Below are 16383 nucleotides of genomic sequence, written 5' to 3'. Positions count from 1 at the left end.
TAAAACATGATTTTAAAAAATCGGATATACGAAAGTTATCCGATTTTTTCGTTTTCAAAACCCAGCCTGATTCTTAAGTCTGTTTTATTCAGCTAATATTAACTTAATAAAGTGTTTTTCTTATTTTTACTTTTTTAAAGAAACTTTTTTTTATAAAAAAAAGCAAAAAGAAATTGAAAACACCCCAATTGGATTAATTTTGTGCGGTGAAAATTTACATGACAAATTGCGCAGAGATACGTGAGAGAGTCATTACCAAAAGAAAATAATATCAAAAAAATAAATGAGTAATTTCAAAAAAATAGTTCCTTTTATATACCCGTATAAAAAATACGCATTCTTAAATATCTTCTTTAATATTTTGTATGCACTTTTTAGCACTCTTTCGTTTGTTGCTTTAATCCCAATGCTTCAGGTTTTATTTGACCAGACAAAAGCCAGACACGAAAAACCGGTTTATGAAGGAATTTTAAAACTACAGCAATACGGAGAAGATTATTTAAGTTATTATATTACCACGACAAAAGGCAGTCACGATCCCGGCTATATTTTAGCCATAATGGTAACGATTATTATTTCGATATTTTTACTTAAAAACCTTGCCGATTATTTAGCTATGTTTTTTATCACTTTCCTAAGAAATGGTGTTTTAAAAGACATGCGAAATGCGATGTACAAAAAAACACTCGAACTGCCTTTGGCTTTTTATTCTGAAAAAAGAAAAGGTGATGTTATTTCGAGAATTTCAGCCGACGTAAACGAGGTTCAAACTTCATTTTTAGCTATTCTGGAGCTTATTGTAAAAGAACCTTTAACCATTGTTTTTACCATAACAACTATGGTAATTATAAGCACGAAATTAACTTTGTTTGTTTTTATTTTTATTCCTGTTTCAGGCTATATTATTTCATTGATAGGAAAACAACTTAAAAAACAGTCAACAAAGGCTCAGGAAGAACAAGGTTTGTTTTTATCTACAATTGAAGAAACTATTGGCGGACTAAAAGTGGTAAAAGGATATAATTCTGAAAATTATTTTACTACCCTTTTTCAAAATTCTACCGATCGTTTTTTCAAACTTTCAAACAGTATTGGAAACCGCCAAAACTTAGCTTCTCCTGCCAGTGAATTTATGGGAATTACTGTAATCGCGATTTTATTGTGGTACGGAGGACAAATGGTTTTAATTGATAAAACTTTGAGCGGCCCGTCGTTTATTGCTTATATGGGATTGGCTTATAACATTCTGACACCGGCAAAAGCTATTTCTAAAGCTTCTTATGGTGTAAAAAGAGGAAATGCTGCTGCAGAGCGTGTTTTAGAAATTTTAAATCAGGAAAACCCAATTACAAGCAAAGCTAACGCAATCGAAAAAACTACTTTCGAAGACAATATCGATATTCAGCACATTAACTTTAAATATGAAGAAGAAAATGTTCTTAAAGATTTTTCTCTTCAAATTAAAAAAGGTCAGACTGTGGCGCTTGTTGGACAATCCGGAAGTGGAAAAAGTACAATTGCTAATTTACTGACTCGTTTTTACGATGTAAACGAAGGAACGATTTCTATTGACGGAATCAATATTAAAGACATGAATCTGCAGTCTCTTCGCAGTTTAATGGGACTTGTTACTCAGGACAGCATTTTATTTAATGATACTATTAAAGCCAATATTGCATTAGGAAAACTAGACGCAACAGATGATGAAATTATCGAAGCTTTAAAAATTGCTAATGCTTATGAGTTCGTAAAAGATCTTCCAAAAGGCATTTACACAAATATTGGAGACAGCGGAAATAAACTTTCGGGCGGACAAAAACAACGTTTATCTATTGCCCGTGCGGTATTGAAAAACCCGCCGATTATGATTCTGGATGAAGCAACTTCGGCATTAGATACTGAAAGTGAAAAATTTGTTCAGGTTGCTCTTGAGAACATGATGCAGAACAGAACTTCAATTGTAATTGCGCACCGACTTTCGACTATTCAAAAAGCAGATGTTATTGTGGTTATGCAAAAAGGAAAAATTGTAGAACAGGGAACTCACGAAGAACTCATTGCACACAATGGAACTTACAACAAACTGGTAACGATGCAGTCTTTCGAATCGTAAAAAGACCAACATTCGAACATATATCTACACAGATTAAGGAAATATATTAAAACTCAGTTTAATTTCTTTAATCTGTGTTTATTTTTATAACTTTAGGTTAGTTAAAGAATAAATCATTTAACCACTCGAAAATGTATCTTAACAACCCCAACATAAAACTTCCGGAAGACCCTGATACCATTGTTTGGAAATACCTTGACTTATCTAAATTTCTTGATTTACTGCTTTCAAAAAAGTTATTCATGTCTCGTTCTGACAAATTCGAAGATCAATACGAAGGCACTTTCAGCGAACCAACATACGAAGAGATAAAAAAACTTGCAGCCGACAATCCTGAGTTTTTAAATTATTATAAAATACATCGCGAAAAAGTAGCGATAAGCAGCTGGCATATTAACGAATATGAATCTTTTGCCATGTGGCAGATTTTCACCAAAAACAACGAAGGTTTAGCCATTCAGTCTACAATTGGCAGACTGCAGAAAGCCGTAAAACCCGAAAATACTTTTGACCAGTATATTGGCGAAGTAAATTACATTGACTATAAAAAAGAATATATCCCGTTTGATGATTTGTTCTTTCCCTTTTTATTCAAAAGAAAAAGTTTTCAATACGAACGCGAAGTCCGCATTCTTACCGACACTTCAAAAAGTGACATCAAATTAAATGACGGTCTAAAAATAAACGTCGACATTAATCAGTTAATTGAAAAAATCTACATTCACCCAAAATCTGAAAATTGGTATAAAAAACTGGTAATCGAATTAGTGGAGCGTCTCGATTTTGGTTTCGAAATTGAGAAATCTGATTTGGAAAGTGATATTTTGATTTAGAGGTTCTAAGGTACTGAGAGACTAAGGTTCTAAGTTTTTTTCTCTTATTAAACAAAAGCTTTTAAAAAGTCTATGTCTATTTTTCTTTGAGTTTTTCTAAATACCTATTTCTAAGATCCAAATTTTGATCTTCAATGATTATTTGTCCACCTTTTTTATAATAATAAACAGAATCAGATTTAGACTTTTTCACCACAGAATCGCCAATCTCCATTTTACCATATAATTCAGTACTCACTTGCCATCTAACCCCAGAATTCAAAAACAGACAATGTGGGAGACGATCTCCCTCTCCTCCTTCTATTTTCTTTTCATAAATAACTCCAGAAAAACCATATTCATTAGCTTCTTTATATTCCTTTTCTATGTATCCCATTGAATTACCAACGAAATATGCTCCAACAACAGTAAGAAAAAAAATGGGCATAAAGATTCGTTTTGCTATTTTAATTCCTTTATCATAGCCTTCAACCTCTTCCTCTGGATTCATAAAAAAACTATATCGGCTTATAAGCTTTAACTTCCCATTTTTTAGCCGATAAATCTATGTAGTTGTAGTGCAAAACATCATTTTTATCAAACTGACCATTTTGGTTTGTGTCTTCGATAGTTCTAAAATACAAGCGGTTTTTAGATTCAATTAAATTCCAGTCTACCAATTCTTCTAAATCAGCAGAAACTTTTGTAAAATTCTCTCCGCTGACATCGCTTAAATACAAAGTTTTAATATCGCTCGTATCAATTTTACCGTCTTTATTCGTATCAGAATCCGTTAAAGTATAAACCATTACTTTATTTTGAGTTTTGTCTGCAACGGTTTTTAGATAAGTTGCTGTTAAAATCAAAATAGGTTTATCTGACAAAGGACGAATAGAATCTGAATCTACCTGCTGAAATTTCAAGTTTTGAAGATAACCCGTAATTTCATATTCACCTAAATTCGAAATCGTAAAACTCACATCGTTTACACTCGATGATCCGTAACGTGCTTTCGAACCTCTTTCAAAAACTCTTAAATCGCCAACCGGATGAATTAAATAATTCGTTCCTTCCATTTGAATAGGAAGATCTGCGATTTCAATTTGAGTGGTATCCGTTTTAGCAATACTTACTTTGTTCGAAACATCGTAACTTACTTTTGGCTTTTGAACTTCTTCACGGCAGCTAATCAACATTCCAATAACTGCAAAGGCTATATATTTAGAGTACTTTCTCATCGACAAATTATATTCAATTATCAAATATACTATTTTTGATTGTAATTTTGGTTTTTATTGAATTTTACTCGAGAAATTCAAAACCTACAATCTAGCATTTAACTTAACGTTAAAAACCCTCGAAGTCATATAATTTGGAATCGCATATTGATTTTTAGAATACACATCGCGAACCCAGGTATTTGTTATGGCATTTTGATTATTAAAAAGATTGAAAATCTCTAACCCAAGAGATAGTTCTTTAAAATTCTTCAGCCAGCTTGTTTTAGAACTCTGCGTACTGGAATCAACAAAAACCTTAGCAAAACCAATATCAGCTCTTCTATAATCGTTTAGTCTGTTTTGATACAAATACGGATCAGAATATGCAGGCGCGCCGCCCGGCAGTCCGGTATTGTAAACCAAATTCAAATACAATTTCACACTCGGAATATTAGGCATATAATCCTGAAACAACATTGCAAATTTCAAACGCTGATCTGTTGGACGTGCTATATAACCTTTGTTTTCATAATTTTCTTCTGTTTTTAAATAACCAAAACTTACCCATGATTCAGTTCCCGGTACAAATTCACCGTTTAATCTAAAATCAAGACCTTGTGCGTATGCTTTTGCATTGTTATTCGCTGCATATCGAATTCTAACATTATCAATCGAATACACATTAACATCTGAAATCGATTTATAATACAATTCTGTTACCCATTTAAACGGACGATTCCACATTTTGAAATTATAATCGTTGCTCAAAACCACATGAATTGCTTCCTGCGCTTTTACATTTGGATTTACAACGCCTTCCAGATCACGAAGTTCTCTGTAAAAAGGCGGCTGATGGTATAATCCTCCCGAAAGCCTAAAAACCATATCAGTATCCCAATCCGGTTTTATGGCAAACTGTGCACGCGGACTCACCACAAATTGATTTTTTCCTTCTTCTAAAGCACCAGAAACTTTCCAGCTTTGAAAACGCGCTCCAATATGATACCAAATTTGGCTTGAACCAATTTCAGATTGTTTATTCCATTGAGCATAACCCGAAAATCTATTTATAGTATTGAAGTTTGTCGCTCGAATATCCTGGTATGGTAAAAGCGGACCTGTATATGACGAATACGGCTGATTGTTTTTTGGCAGAATTACTAATGGCGGATTAATCGAAAATCCTGCCGAATCGATCATCTCCCACTCTACAATTCTGTCCCGAATAGATTCGCGGGTATATTTTAATCCAAACTCAAGCTGGCTTTCTTTCCAGTCTTTAAATCCTTTTATTTCGGCATTGGCAATTAAGGCATCTAAATCATTTCTAGCGTGATTTAATTGAGAACCAATCCCGCGGGTAAAATCAATTGATGATGGATTTCCCGGATTTTCGGGATCAACATTTCCTAAGCGATATTGTGCCAAAATATCAAAATGCTCTGCTTCTGTGGTATGAAACAAAGAACCAATAAATTTTAAAGTCAGCGAAGGCGAAGCTTTATAAGTTGTTTTGAAAGCTCCAAAATAAGTATCATATTGATCTTTTTCCTGTCCTTCATAATAAACCGCCAAAGCCATTGGCTGATCGATGGTTCCAAATTTTGTTTCGCGTGTTAAAGGCTGATACAAATATTTATTCTGCGAAATATTCCCCAGAAAACTCATCTGCCATTTTTCAGAAATATCATAATTAATATTCGTTTGAATATCGGCAAAAGTGGGTGTATAATTCGTTTGCGTATCCTGACTGTTTACCAGCAGACTATTGTTTCGGTAACGCACTCCGGTAACGGCAGACCATTTTTTATTTTTAGAAACCAAATCTACAGAAGCGCTTCCGCCCAAAAAACTAGCTTCGAGAGAAGCACCAAACTGAGTTGGTTTTCGATAAGTAATATCTAAAACTGAGGATAATTTATCTCCAAATTTTGCCTGAAATCCTCCAGCTGAAAAATCTACGTTTTGAACCAAATCTGTATTGGTAAAACTTAATCCTTCCTGCTGTCCTGAACGAATTAAAAACGGACGATAAACTTCGACTTCGTTTACATAAACCAGATTTTCATCATAATTACCGCCTCTAACCGCATATTGTGTACTTAATTCATTATTTGAATTTACACCCGGAAGTGTTTTTAGAATATTTTCTATACCGGCATTTGCTCCCGGAATCTTTTTTATTGTGGCTGTTTCGACAGTAGTAATTCCCTGAACTCGTTTTCTGTTTTTAGATGACACAAAAACTTCACCCATCTGCTCCTGCGAATTATTCATTACAGGATTAAAAACAAAAATTTCGTCTGGTTTTAAATTCACCGTCAGGCTTATCATTTTTAAAGAAATATGGGTAAAAATGATCGAAGTTTTTCTATTCGAAACTACATCAATTTCAAAAAAACCATTTGCATCTGACTGCGTATTGTTTTTGCCAGATGTAATATTGACATTTGAAACCGGATGATTTTCATTATCTAAAATAATACCTTTAACATGAGCGTTTTGAGCAAATGAAATATAAGTAAAGCACAAGAAAAGTAAAGCGAATATTAACTTGTTTTTATTCAAAGATTTGGGTTTTATTTTTGTTGACTTCTAAAAAAATGAGTTTCAAAGATAGTAGAATTTCCTACATTATCAACCACTTCAATTTTTAAAAAGTTTTCTCCTTCAGTCAAATACTGATCATCAAAAGTATGTGTAATTTTTCTGTTTTTATTTTCGTATTCAAATAATACCCAGCTTCCGTTTAAATAACCGTTATATGATTTGATTCCAGAACCAGAATCCCCAATTATAAATTCAATTTTCTTATCAGAACTGATCCATTTTCCTTCAACTGGTTTTGTAATTTTTATAACCGGCGGAATTGTATCTAAGACCAAACCATAAGCACCCAATATTTTTGCTTTGGCAGTAAAAACATCGCCTTTTCTAATCGTTCCGTTAAAACTGTTTCCTCTTCCTATGTAAAGTTTATCTCTTAAAGATTCCGGATAAAGTGAATCTTTTATCGTAATTGTAAAATTAGAATGTACCGGAACTGTATCGTCGTGAATGTAAACTTTCTTGTTTCTAACATCAAAATTCATATTAAAATCTTCATAGAAAGTCCCCGCAGGAAAGAAAACCGACATATTGTCTTTTTCAAAATTAGTATCTCTATTGTATTTCACAAAATATTTTGATGTAACCGGCTCGGCTTCTACAAGCGGTGTTGCAGAATCGTACTCAACAGGAACGGTAATCGAATTTTGATTTCCGAAATAATCAGAAACTTCAATTCTGTAATTTGAAGCCAGATTAGGCACAGCTGTAATTATTCCTCTAAGCGAATCTGTTTTAATAATACTTAATGCAAAAGGCGTTTTCATAAAAAGCTTCTGCACGCGCTGACTCGTTTTTTTGTATCGAGGATAATCGATAAAAGCATTAATATAACGCATTTCGTCAAACGAATACGTATTAAACTGATAGTTGTAATTTTGGTTTCCGTTTAAAAAAGTCGAAACATTAAAAACCCCATTTTTATTATACGAAACATCATCTGTGTCGACAGCATTAATTCCAAAACCAATTTTTCCGTTTGTTTTTATTTTTCCTGCTAGATACGTTCCGTCTTTTTGAAGCGTCATATTAACCAGTAAAGGCTGTTTTGACTGGTTAACTGTTGCATTATCTAACGGATAAACATACAAACTGGATAATGTAGGCTTTTTGGTATCTTTTATATTTTGGTCAAAGCCAAAGAAAATTGGATTGATCACAAATTCTGTTTTTGAATCTCGGATTTCAAAATGAAGGTGCGGTCCTTCAGATGAACCTGTATTTCCGGAAAGTCCAATTATATCACCTTTTGCTACAGGTAACTCATCTGGTTTTGGAAACATTTCGATTTCATACGCCTTTTCTTTGTAATGCGTTTTTTTCACATAATCTAATATTGCCCCAGTGGGAGTTTGCAAATGTCCGTAAACAGAAGTATATCCATTTGGATGTGTAATATAAATACATTTTCCGTTTCCAAAAGTCGAAATTTTAATTCTCGAAACATATCCATCCGCAATGGCATGCACAGTTAATCCTTCTCGCTGATTAGTTTTCAGATCAAAACCAGCATGGAAATGATTGGGTCTTAATTCGCCAAAATTTCCTGAAAGCTGCATGGGAATATCTAATGGAGGGCGGAAATAATCTTTAGGATATTGTGTTTGAGCAAACACAGAATTACAAATTAAAAGGGCAAGTACATATAATCTCATAAACTACATTTTTGCTAAGATAAGCAAAAATAAAGCAATAAAAGCAAGAAAAAACATACAAAAAATACAATTAACTGAAATTCATTAATTTGATTATTTTTAACGCAAAAAAATCGAGAAAAAATTGCATTAATAAAAAGGAATACTAACTTTGTATGATTAAGTAATGAATAGGATTTATAATGAGTGTAATTGCCGAAATAATTGATGCTCTTGAATATAAAGTCGAAAAGCTTTTTGAAAAATCAAAAGGCCTGGAGAAAAACAATCAGGAATTACGATTAGAATTAGCCAAAGCCGTGCAAATTATCCAGAAACAATCTGAAGAAATGGAAGCTTTGAAAAAGCAATATGAAACACTTAAAATAGCCAATTCGTTGCTTGGCAGCGACAATAACAAGAGAGAGACAAAGCTTAAAATAAATTCATTAATTCGCGAAATTGATTACTGTATAGCGCAACTATCAGATTAATAACATGGACGGAAAGCTTAGAATTAAAATATCAATTGCCGACCGCGTTTACCCGTTAACGGTTGAACCTGCTCAGGAAGAAGGCCTTAGAAGCGCCTCAAAAAAAATTGATGCTATGATTAAGCAATTCGAAGAAAGTTACGCGGTTCGTGACAAACAAGATGTATTAGCCATGTGTGCACTGCAATTTGCATCGCAGGTGGAACAAAAACAAATCGATAACGCAATCGATGGAGAGGAAACTATCGAAAGGATTAAAAGATTAAATTCGCTTTTAGATCAATATCTCGAAAATTAAACGTTCTTTACAGAAACTAAGATACTGCCTACATTAGTTCACAATTGGTAAACTCAACACTAACAATTTAGAATGAGCAAATCGTCGCTACTATAGTATGCCCTCCTTCTGGCTGGGAAACTTGAACAGTGAGTTAGCTCAAAACTTGTCTTTACGAGTTTATACAAGCAATTAATGTAGGCTTTTTTTATATATAAACCCTAACAAACATGGACATCATAACGATCATTATTGGTATTGTAGGTATTGCGGCAGGTTTTGCAATAGCTAAAATTATCGAGAAAAGTAATATTTCAAACCTAATCAAAAACGCTAAAAAAGAAGCAGCTTCCATTTTAAAAGATGCTAATTTAGAAGCCGAAAACATAAAAAAAGATAAAATTCTTCAGGCAAAAGAGCGTTTTATCGAATTAAAATCTGAACACGAACAAGTTATTTTAGCAAGAGATAAAAAAGTTGCTGAAGTTGAAAAACGCGTGCGTGACAAAGAATCTCAAGTTTCTAACGAGCTTTCTAAAGCCAAAAAAGTAAATGACGATTTTGAAGCTAAAACAGCTGAATACAATAACAAAATCGAGCTTTTAGACAAAAAACAAGCTGAAGTTGATAAATTACACAAAAGCCAATTACAACAGCTTGAAGTAATTTCAGGACTTTCTGCAGATGAAGCAAAAGAACAATTAGTTGAAGGTTTAAAAGCTGAAGCTAAAACAAAAGCGATGTCTCACATTCAGGAAACTATTGAAGAGGCAAAACTTACTGCACAACAGGAAGCTAAAAAAATCATAATCAATACAATTCAAAGAGTTGGTACAGAAGAAGCGGTTGAAAACTGTGTTTCTGTTTTCAACATAGAATCTGATGATGTAAAAGGAAGAATCATTGGTCGTGAAGGTCGTAACATTAGAGCACTTGAAGCCGCTACAGGAGTTGAAATCATTGTTGATGATACACCCGAAGCAATTATCCTTTCTTGCTTTGACCCGGTTCGTAGAGAAATTGCTCGTTTGTCTTTACACAAATTAGTAACTGACGGACGTATTCACCCGGCACGTATTGAAGAAGTTGTTGCTAAAACAGCAAAACAAATCGATGACGAAATTATCGAAGTTGGAAAACGTACCGTAATTGACTTAGGAATTCACGGTTTACACCCAGAATTAATTAAAGTTGTAGGTAGAATGAAATACCGTTCTTCTTACGGACAAAACTTATTACAGCACTCAAGAGAAGTTTCTAAACTTTGTGGTATCATGGCTGCAGAATTAGGATTGAATGTAAAACTAGCAAAAAGAGCAGGTTTACTTCACGATATTGGTAAAGTGCCAGACACAGAAAGTGATTTACCACACGCCTTATTAGGTATGCAGTGGGCTGAGAAATACGGCGAGAAAGACGAAGTTTGCAACGCTATTGGAGCTCACCACGACGAGATCGAAATGAAATCATTATTATCGCCAATTGTTCAGGTTTGTGATGCTATTTCAGGAGCAAGACCGGGAGCGAGACGTCAGGTACTAGATTCATATATCCAGCGTTTAAAAGATCTTGAAGATGTTGCTTACGGATTCAGCGGTGTTAAAAATGCTTATGCAATTCAGGCTGGTAGAGAATTACGTGTAATTGTAGAAAGCGAAAAAGTTTCTGATGATAACGCAGCAAACTTATCTTTTGAAATTTCACAAAAAATCCAAACAGAAATGACTTACCCAGGTCAGGTAAAAGTTACAGTAATCAGAGAAACAAGAGCAGTTAATATTGCTAAATAATTTTTCTCACTATATATCAAAAAAAGGCTGTCAATGACAGCCTTTTTTTGATCTACTTTTAAAGATCATTAAAAACAATTTTAAAGGTCGTTCCTACTCCAACCTCACTTTCTACAGAAACACTCCCTTTCATGGCTTCAATTTGGTTTCTTGTGATATACAGACCAATTCCTCGAGCCTCGTTATGTTTATGAAATGTTTTATACATTCCAAATAACAACTCTCCATATACTTTTAAATCAATTCCTAAACCGTTATCTGTAATTTTTAATGATTTATAACCTTCGGGTTCTATACCAAAATCAAAAGAAATTACAGGTTCACGATCCGGATGCGCATATTTGATAGCATTAGTCGTAAAATTGAGTAAAACACTTTCGAGATAAGCCGGATTAAAATTAATCGTTAGATACTGAGGCACGTTATTTATAATTGTAACCTTCTTTTGATTATCGTAACCTTTTATCGTGGAAATTGTTTTTTCAATATACTCATGAAGTTTTAAAGGTTCAACAGCAATATTAATATTACTTTGTGTTTTTACAATCTGTGTTAAATTAGAAATCGTTTCATTTAAATCATTTGAAACAGTACGCAAATGTTCCAGCATTTCTGTTACCGTTTCCTTATCTCCGTCTGCATCAATAAAATCAAGAATAGATTTAATATTCCCGGCCTGTGTATTTAAATTATGAGAAACAATATGCGAAAAATTCAAAAGTCGGCTGTTTTGATCGCTGTAGAGTTTCATCGTTTTTAACAACTCCAACTCTTTTTCTTTTTGAGCAGAAACATCGGTATGCGTTCCAATTACGCGCAGCGGTTTTCCATTTTCATCACGTTTAATTACTTTTCCCCTATCTAGAATCCATTTATAATTACCACTTGAAGTCATTACACGATGGTAATTTTCATAATACGGAATTTTATTATCAAAGTGTTCTCTAATGTCTGAGTAATATTTTGGAAGATCATCCGGATGCACAATTTTATCCCAGCGTTCCGGATCATCAAAAATATCTGTCGATTCTAATTCTAAAATTTTAAGCGAAAGAGATGAATAAAAAACATTGTTAGTTACCATATCCCAATCCCAGATTCCTGCTGTAGAAGCCTCAAGAGCAAACTGAAAACGTTCTTCAGAAATACGAAGTTTTTCTTCTTTGTCTTTTAATTCGGTAATATCAGAAATATGACCAAAAAAACTTACTCTCCCATCTGTCGATAATTCTGATTTAGCCGAAACCTTAAACCAGCGAAGTCCTTTTTTCGGTAAAACTGCTCTAAATTCAATCTGCCATGGTTCAATTTCTTTTCTGGCTTTTACCAAAGACTGAAAAAAGAAATCCCTGTCCTGATCCAGAATTCTCTCGTAAATAGTAAGTTTTATATCGTCTGTAAAATCCTGCACAGGAAGTTCAAAAATTTCATCAGCAGATTTGCTGACCAAAGGAAAAGTGTAATTATTATCGCTGTCTATAATAAACTGAAAAATCAAGTCTGGCATTTCAGCAAACAACTTTCTGTAAAAATTATTTATCTCTAAGCAATCCTCATTACTGTATAAATCAAAAACCATATACCGCTATTTAAGTAAATAATACTATACTAAAACCGAGCCAATGAATACTCAAAAATCAGCTTATTTTATTCGCTATAATGTAAAATTTTAATACAAGGTATTAATTTTTGATTTAAAAATTAACAACGTGCCAAAAAATTTATCTGCGTGGATGATATGAATGCATCACTTCTTTCAGGAAACTTCTGTCTAAATGCACATAGATTTCGGTTGTTGTAATCGATTCGTGCCCTAACATGAGTTGAATCGATCTTAAATCGGCACCGTTTTCTAATAAATGTGTTGCAAACGAATGACGTAATGTGTGCGGACTTATACTTTTGTTTAAATTGATTTTTACAGCGAGATCTTTTATAATAGTAAAAATCATAGCACGAGTAAGCTGACCGCCTCTTCGGTTTAAAAACAAAGTATCTTCACAGCCTTTTTTGATATTTAAATGAACTCGTATTTCATTTTGATAGATTTGGATATATTTTTGAGTCAGTTTTCCAATAGGAACAAAACGCTCTTTGTTTCCTTTTCCGGTAATTTTTATAAAACCTTCATCAAAATACAAATCCGAAATTTTAAGCGAAACCAGTTCAGAAACCCTAAGTCCGCATCCGTAAAGACTTTCAAGTATAGCACGGTTTCTTTCGCCTTCGTTACTGCTCAAATCTATGGCATCAATCAGAGCATCGATTTCTTTTACGCTTAAAGTATCAGGAAGCTTTCGTCCGGTTTTTGGACTTTCTATTAACTCCAAAGGACTATCATTTCGATAATCTTCAAAAACTAAATAACTAAAAAAACTTTTTAGTCCGGAAATTATACGTGCCTGCGATCTTGGATTTACTTCTTTAGAAACGGCATATATAAACTGCTGAATGGTTTCATCAGTAATTTTTAAAGGCGAAACATCAATTTGATTCGTTTCTAAAAAAAGACATAATCTCTCGATATCAAAGCTGTAATTTTCAATTGTATTTTTAGACAAACCTCTTTCTATCCTTAAATACGACTGATAATCTTTTATATAATTATTCCATTTCATATTTACAAAGTAAAACATTTTTGTGCATAAAAAAACCTTCCTGAATCAGGAAGGTTTTGAATATTTCTTAGAGAAGATTCTATTAGAATTTGTAAGCAAATGATAAAGCTAAAACGCTGTTTTTTGCACTGTCATAATAATCACCTTCTGTATCAATATCAGCATTATCAGCAAGAGGAGATAAACCAATTGTGTAGCGAAGATTAACAGAAACATTGTCTGTAAAATGGTATCCAGCTCCTAAATTGAATCCTAAATCAACTGATTTAAAACCATCTTTAGCATCTTCTCCATCAGCTTTTGCTGAAAGCAAAAAACCAATCTGCGGACCCGCTTCAACACTAAATTTCTCTACGATGTAATATTTAGCTAGTACAGGAATATTTAAATAGTTTGTTTTAATATCAAAATCTCCTCCAAATCCACCAAAGTCAACTTTAGTTCCTTGAGTAGAGAATAAAAGCTCTGGCTGAATAGCCAATTTTTCAATAATTTTAATTTCGGCAAAACCTCCAACGTGGAAACCTACTAAAGATTTAGTGTCTCTAACATCTCCACCTGCCCAGTTTGTCAAGTTAAGACCTCCTTTTACTCCAAATCTTGTTTCTTGAGCGTTAGCAAAACTAAATGCCATTACTGCTATAGCAGCTAAAATAATTTTCTTCATTACAATTTGTTTTGGGTTATTAATTTGCCAAATATAAAAATATTCTTCATAATTCTATATTAGGAATTTAACAAATAAAGTGGTAATATGAAGGTAGATTGTTAAATAAAAATTAATTGAATTTTAAATCCTGGTTTTCAAGACATAAAAAAGCCCTCCTCAAATGAGGAAGGCCCTTTAAAAAACTAACTAAATATTTTACTTAGAATTTGTAAACTACTCCAAAACTTACAGCTCTTAAGTCAGTGCCAAAATCAAATGTATTAGTTTTATCTACACCATGACCACCATTATTATTTACGCTATACCCTAAACCTAACCATGTAGCTTCGATTGCGAAATGGTTTGATAAGAAATAGCTTAAACCTAAACCAACGTTTGCTCCGATTTCATTTTCTTTGTAATCCCTTGGTTTTTCCTTACGGTTTGTAAAATCAAGACCAGCCTGACCATACACAGAAAACTGAGAAGCAGGAGTAAAATAGTATCTTCCAAATGCTCCAGCAGTAAAATTGTTTGTTTTGTCATCTCCTTTTTTTGTTGTTCCAAAACCTAATTTTGCCCCAATTGCAATGTTTTCAGATACAAAATAACCTACTCTAGGTTCAACTGTAAAATTGTTAGCTTTTGCATCTCCTTCTTTAGTTGAATTTACATTTAAAGCTCCAGAAATAAATGCATCACCTTTTGAGAAACCTCCAGTTTGTGCATTAGCAAATGCAAAACCTAATACTGCAACAGCAGTTAAAATAACTTTTTTCATGATATAAATTTTAATTACAAAAATCAAAACTAGGATTATACCTATTAAAAAAAGTCCTGTAAACGTTTTTAAAGTATTAAAATAAGCCAGAATTGTACTACAAAAAAAAAATTGATTTTCAAGTAATTAAGCCAAAAACACAAGCAAAAGCAGTTAAATAAAAGTAAAAAAGTGTAAATTTTAATAATTATATAAAGCCATATATAAAACAATAAAATGAAAATAATGTAGTTTTGAACTGTAGAATAACATTTAAATACCAAACACTAAAAACACTTTTTATGAAGAAAATACTTCTAGCAGCTGTATTGTTCATTGCAACAACAGCTACGATCCAGGCACAGTTTATACAAATCGGGGTTAAAGCCGGAGTTAACTTTGCTAACCAAACAGGCGGTTCTGGTTTTAACGGAATCTCTGTTGATAAAGAAGGTATCACCAGTTACCACGGTGGTTTAGTCGCTGAACTTAAATTATTAGAGAAATTCTCTATTCAGCCTGAGCTTTTGTATACTACACAAGGAGCAGAATACAAAAGTGCTGTACAGGATTTTAAAAACGAAATGGGATATATTGCTATTCCTGTAATGGCAAAAATCTACATGACTAAATCTCTTAGTTTAGAACTTGGTCCGCAGGCTTCGTTTCTTGTTAGCAATAAAAAAGAATTTGATGCTGCAGATCCAAAAACATTCGACTTTTCGCTTAATGCCGGTTTAGGATTAAAAGTTGTTGGAGGTCTTTTTGTTCAGGCTCGTTATGGTTTAGGTTTGACAGAAATTTCAAAAGAAGCTGACTTTAAAAACTCTGTATTCCAACTTTCTGCTGGATACATGTTCTAAAAATATATCACATACTTTTATAAAAACCGTTCTATTTATTTAGAGCGGTTTTTTTATTTTTACAGAGCACAATGACAATGGCCAAATAAACGCCAATATTTCAATACAAATATCTTAAACATGAAAATCTGCATTATCAACGGACCAAATTTGAATCTTTTAGGAAAACGCGAACCAGAAGTTTACGGAAGCCAGACCTTTGAAGACTATTTTGAAACGCTGCAACAAAAATTTCCAAACATCGAACTTTCTTATTACCAAAGTAATATTGAAGGCGAATTAATTGGAAAAATTCAAGAATGCGGTTTTACTTTCGACGGTATTATTCTTAACGCCGGTGCCTATACTCACACTTCGATAGGTTTGGGCGACGCTATGAAAGCTGTAACAACACCAGTAATTGAAGTTCATATTTCTAATACCTATGCACGCGAAAGCTTCAGACATCAGTCATATTTATCTGGAAATGCAAAAGGTGTTATTTTAGGCTTTGGATTAAAAAGCTACGAACTGGCAATTCAGTCTTTTTTGTAAAGCGTTATTTAA

Annotated in this window: 15 protein-coding genes; 7 read left to right on the top strand and 8 right to left on the bottom strand. The window is 33.2% G+C overall.

The annotated features are described in order from the left end of the window. The first annotated feature begins 283 nt into the window (after nt 1–283). Nucleotides 284–2113, top strand: coding sequence for an ABC transporter ATP-binding protein (locus ABD859_RS20980; protein WP_345146653.1), 1830 nt, complete (start codon nt 284–286; stop codon nt 2111–2113). Nucleotides 2114–2244: 131 nt separating this feature from the next. Continuing rightward, entirely contained in the window at nt 2245–2946 is a 702-nt protein-coding gene (locus ABD859_RS20975) for a hypothetical protein (protein WP_345146651.1), read from the top strand. Nucleotides 2947–3022: 76 nt separating this feature from the next. Here ABD859_RS20975 and ABD859_RS20970 read toward each other — a convergent pair whose 3' ends face one another. From ABD859_RS20970 to ABD859_RS20955, 4 genes are all read right to left on the bottom strand, one after another. Then, a complete protein-coding gene (locus tag ABD859_RS20970; protein ID WP_345146650.1) occupies nt 3023–3436 on the bottom strand; it encodes a hypothetical protein in 414 nt (137 codons plus the stop codon). A 7-nt stretch (nt 3437–3443) separates the two neighbouring features. Next, nucleotides 3444–4163, bottom strand: coding sequence for a CREC-EF hand family protein (locus tag ABD859_RS20965; protein ID WP_345146649.1), 720 nt, complete (start codon nt 4161–4163; stop codon nt 3444–3446). 84 nt (nt 4164–4247) lie between these two features. Beyond that, the gene (locus ABD859_RS20960) at nt 4248–6713 is read right to left on the bottom strand and encodes a carboxypeptidase-like regulatory domain-containing protein (RefSeq protein WP_345146648.1); all 2466 of its coding nucleotides are present in this window, start codon (nt 6711–6713) and stop codon (nt 4248–4250) included. A gap of 11 nt (nt 6714–6724) precedes the next feature. Continuing rightward, on the bottom strand, nt 6725–8407 hold the full coding sequence (locus ABD859_RS20955; RefSeq protein ID WP_345146646.1) for a M23 family metallopeptidase: 1683 nt from the start codon (nt 8405–8407) through the stop codon (nt 6725–6727). Nucleotides 8408–8589: 182 nt separating this feature from the next. Between ABD859_RS20955 and ABD859_RS20950 the strand changes: the two genes are divergently transcribed. The 3 genes from ABD859_RS20950 to rny all read left to right on the top strand — a co-directional run bounded on the left by ABD859_RS20950 (nt 8590) and on the right by rny (nt 10947). Continuing rightward, on the top strand, nt 8590–8880 hold the full coding sequence (locus ABD859_RS20950) for a hypothetical protein (protein ID WP_345146645.1): 291 nt from the start codon (nt 8590–8592) through the stop codon (nt 8878–8880). Nucleotides 8881–8884: 4 nt separating this feature from the next. Then, nucleotides 8885–9178, top strand: a complete 294-nt coding sequence (locus tag ABD859_RS20945) for a cell division protein ZapA (protein ID WP_012022231.1) — start codon at nt 8885–8887, stop codon at nt 9176–9178. 209 nt (nt 9179–9387) lie between these two features. After that, nucleotides 9388–10947 (top strand): ribonuclease Y, encoded by a 1560-nt coding sequence (gene rny, locus ABD859_RS20940; protein WP_345146644.1) that lies wholly within the window; start codon nt 9388–9390, stop codon nt 10945–10947. 58 nt (nt 10948–11005) lie between these two features. Here the strand turns inward: rny and ABD859_RS20935 are convergent, their stop codons facing one another. The 4 genes from ABD859_RS20935 to ABD859_RS20920 form a co-directional block, all read right to left on the bottom strand. After that, on the bottom strand, nt 11006–12526 hold the full coding sequence (locus ABD859_RS20935; protein WP_345146642.1) for a sensor histidine kinase: 1521 nt from the start codon (nt 12524–12526) through the stop codon (nt 11006–11008). Between the two features lie 142 nt (nt 12527–12668). Further along, a complete protein-coding gene (xerD, locus tag ABD859_RS20930; RefSeq protein WP_345146640.1) occupies nt 12669–13565 on the bottom strand; it encodes a site-specific tyrosine recombinase XerD in 897 nt (298 codons plus the stop codon). Nucleotides 13566–13647: 82 nt separating this feature from the next. Further along, nucleotides 13648–14232 carry a porin family protein gene (locus tag ABD859_RS20925; protein ID WP_345146639.1) on the bottom strand — a complete coding sequence of 195 codons (585 nt, stop codon included), beginning with the start codon at nt 14230–14232 and terminating at the stop codon, nt 13648–13650. Between the two features lie 202 nt (nt 14233–14434). Then, on the bottom strand, nt 14435–14995 hold the full coding sequence (locus tag ABD859_RS20920; RefSeq protein WP_345146638.1) for an outer membrane beta-barrel protein: 561 nt from the start codon (nt 14993–14995) through the stop codon (nt 14435–14437). A 281-nt stretch (nt 14996–15276) separates the two neighbouring features. Here ABD859_RS20920 and ABD859_RS20915 point away from each other — a divergent pair, with 281 nt between their 5' ends. Beyond that, nucleotides 15277–15837 carry a porin family protein gene (locus ABD859_RS20915; protein WP_345146637.1) on the top strand — a complete coding sequence of 187 codons (561 nt, stop codon included), beginning with the start codon at nt 15277–15279 and terminating at the stop codon, nt 15835–15837. Nucleotides 15838–15957: 120 nt separating this feature from the next. Then, nucleotides 15958–16371: a type II 3-dehydroquinate dehydratase gene (gene aroQ / locus ABD859_RS20910; protein WP_213259054.1), complete on the top strand. Its 414-nt coding sequence runs from the start codon at nt 15958–15960 to the stop codon at nt 16369–16371. Nucleotides 16372–16383 lie beyond the last annotated feature (12 nt).

The organism is Flavobacterium ginsengiterrae (genome assembly GCF_039539785.1).
In the GTDB taxonomy this organism is placed as follows: Bacteria; Bacteroidota; Bacteroidia; order Flavobacteriales; family Flavobacteriaceae; genus Flavobacterium; species Flavobacterium ginsengiterrae.
This window is presented reverse-complemented; position numbering and strand designations above follow the sequence as displayed.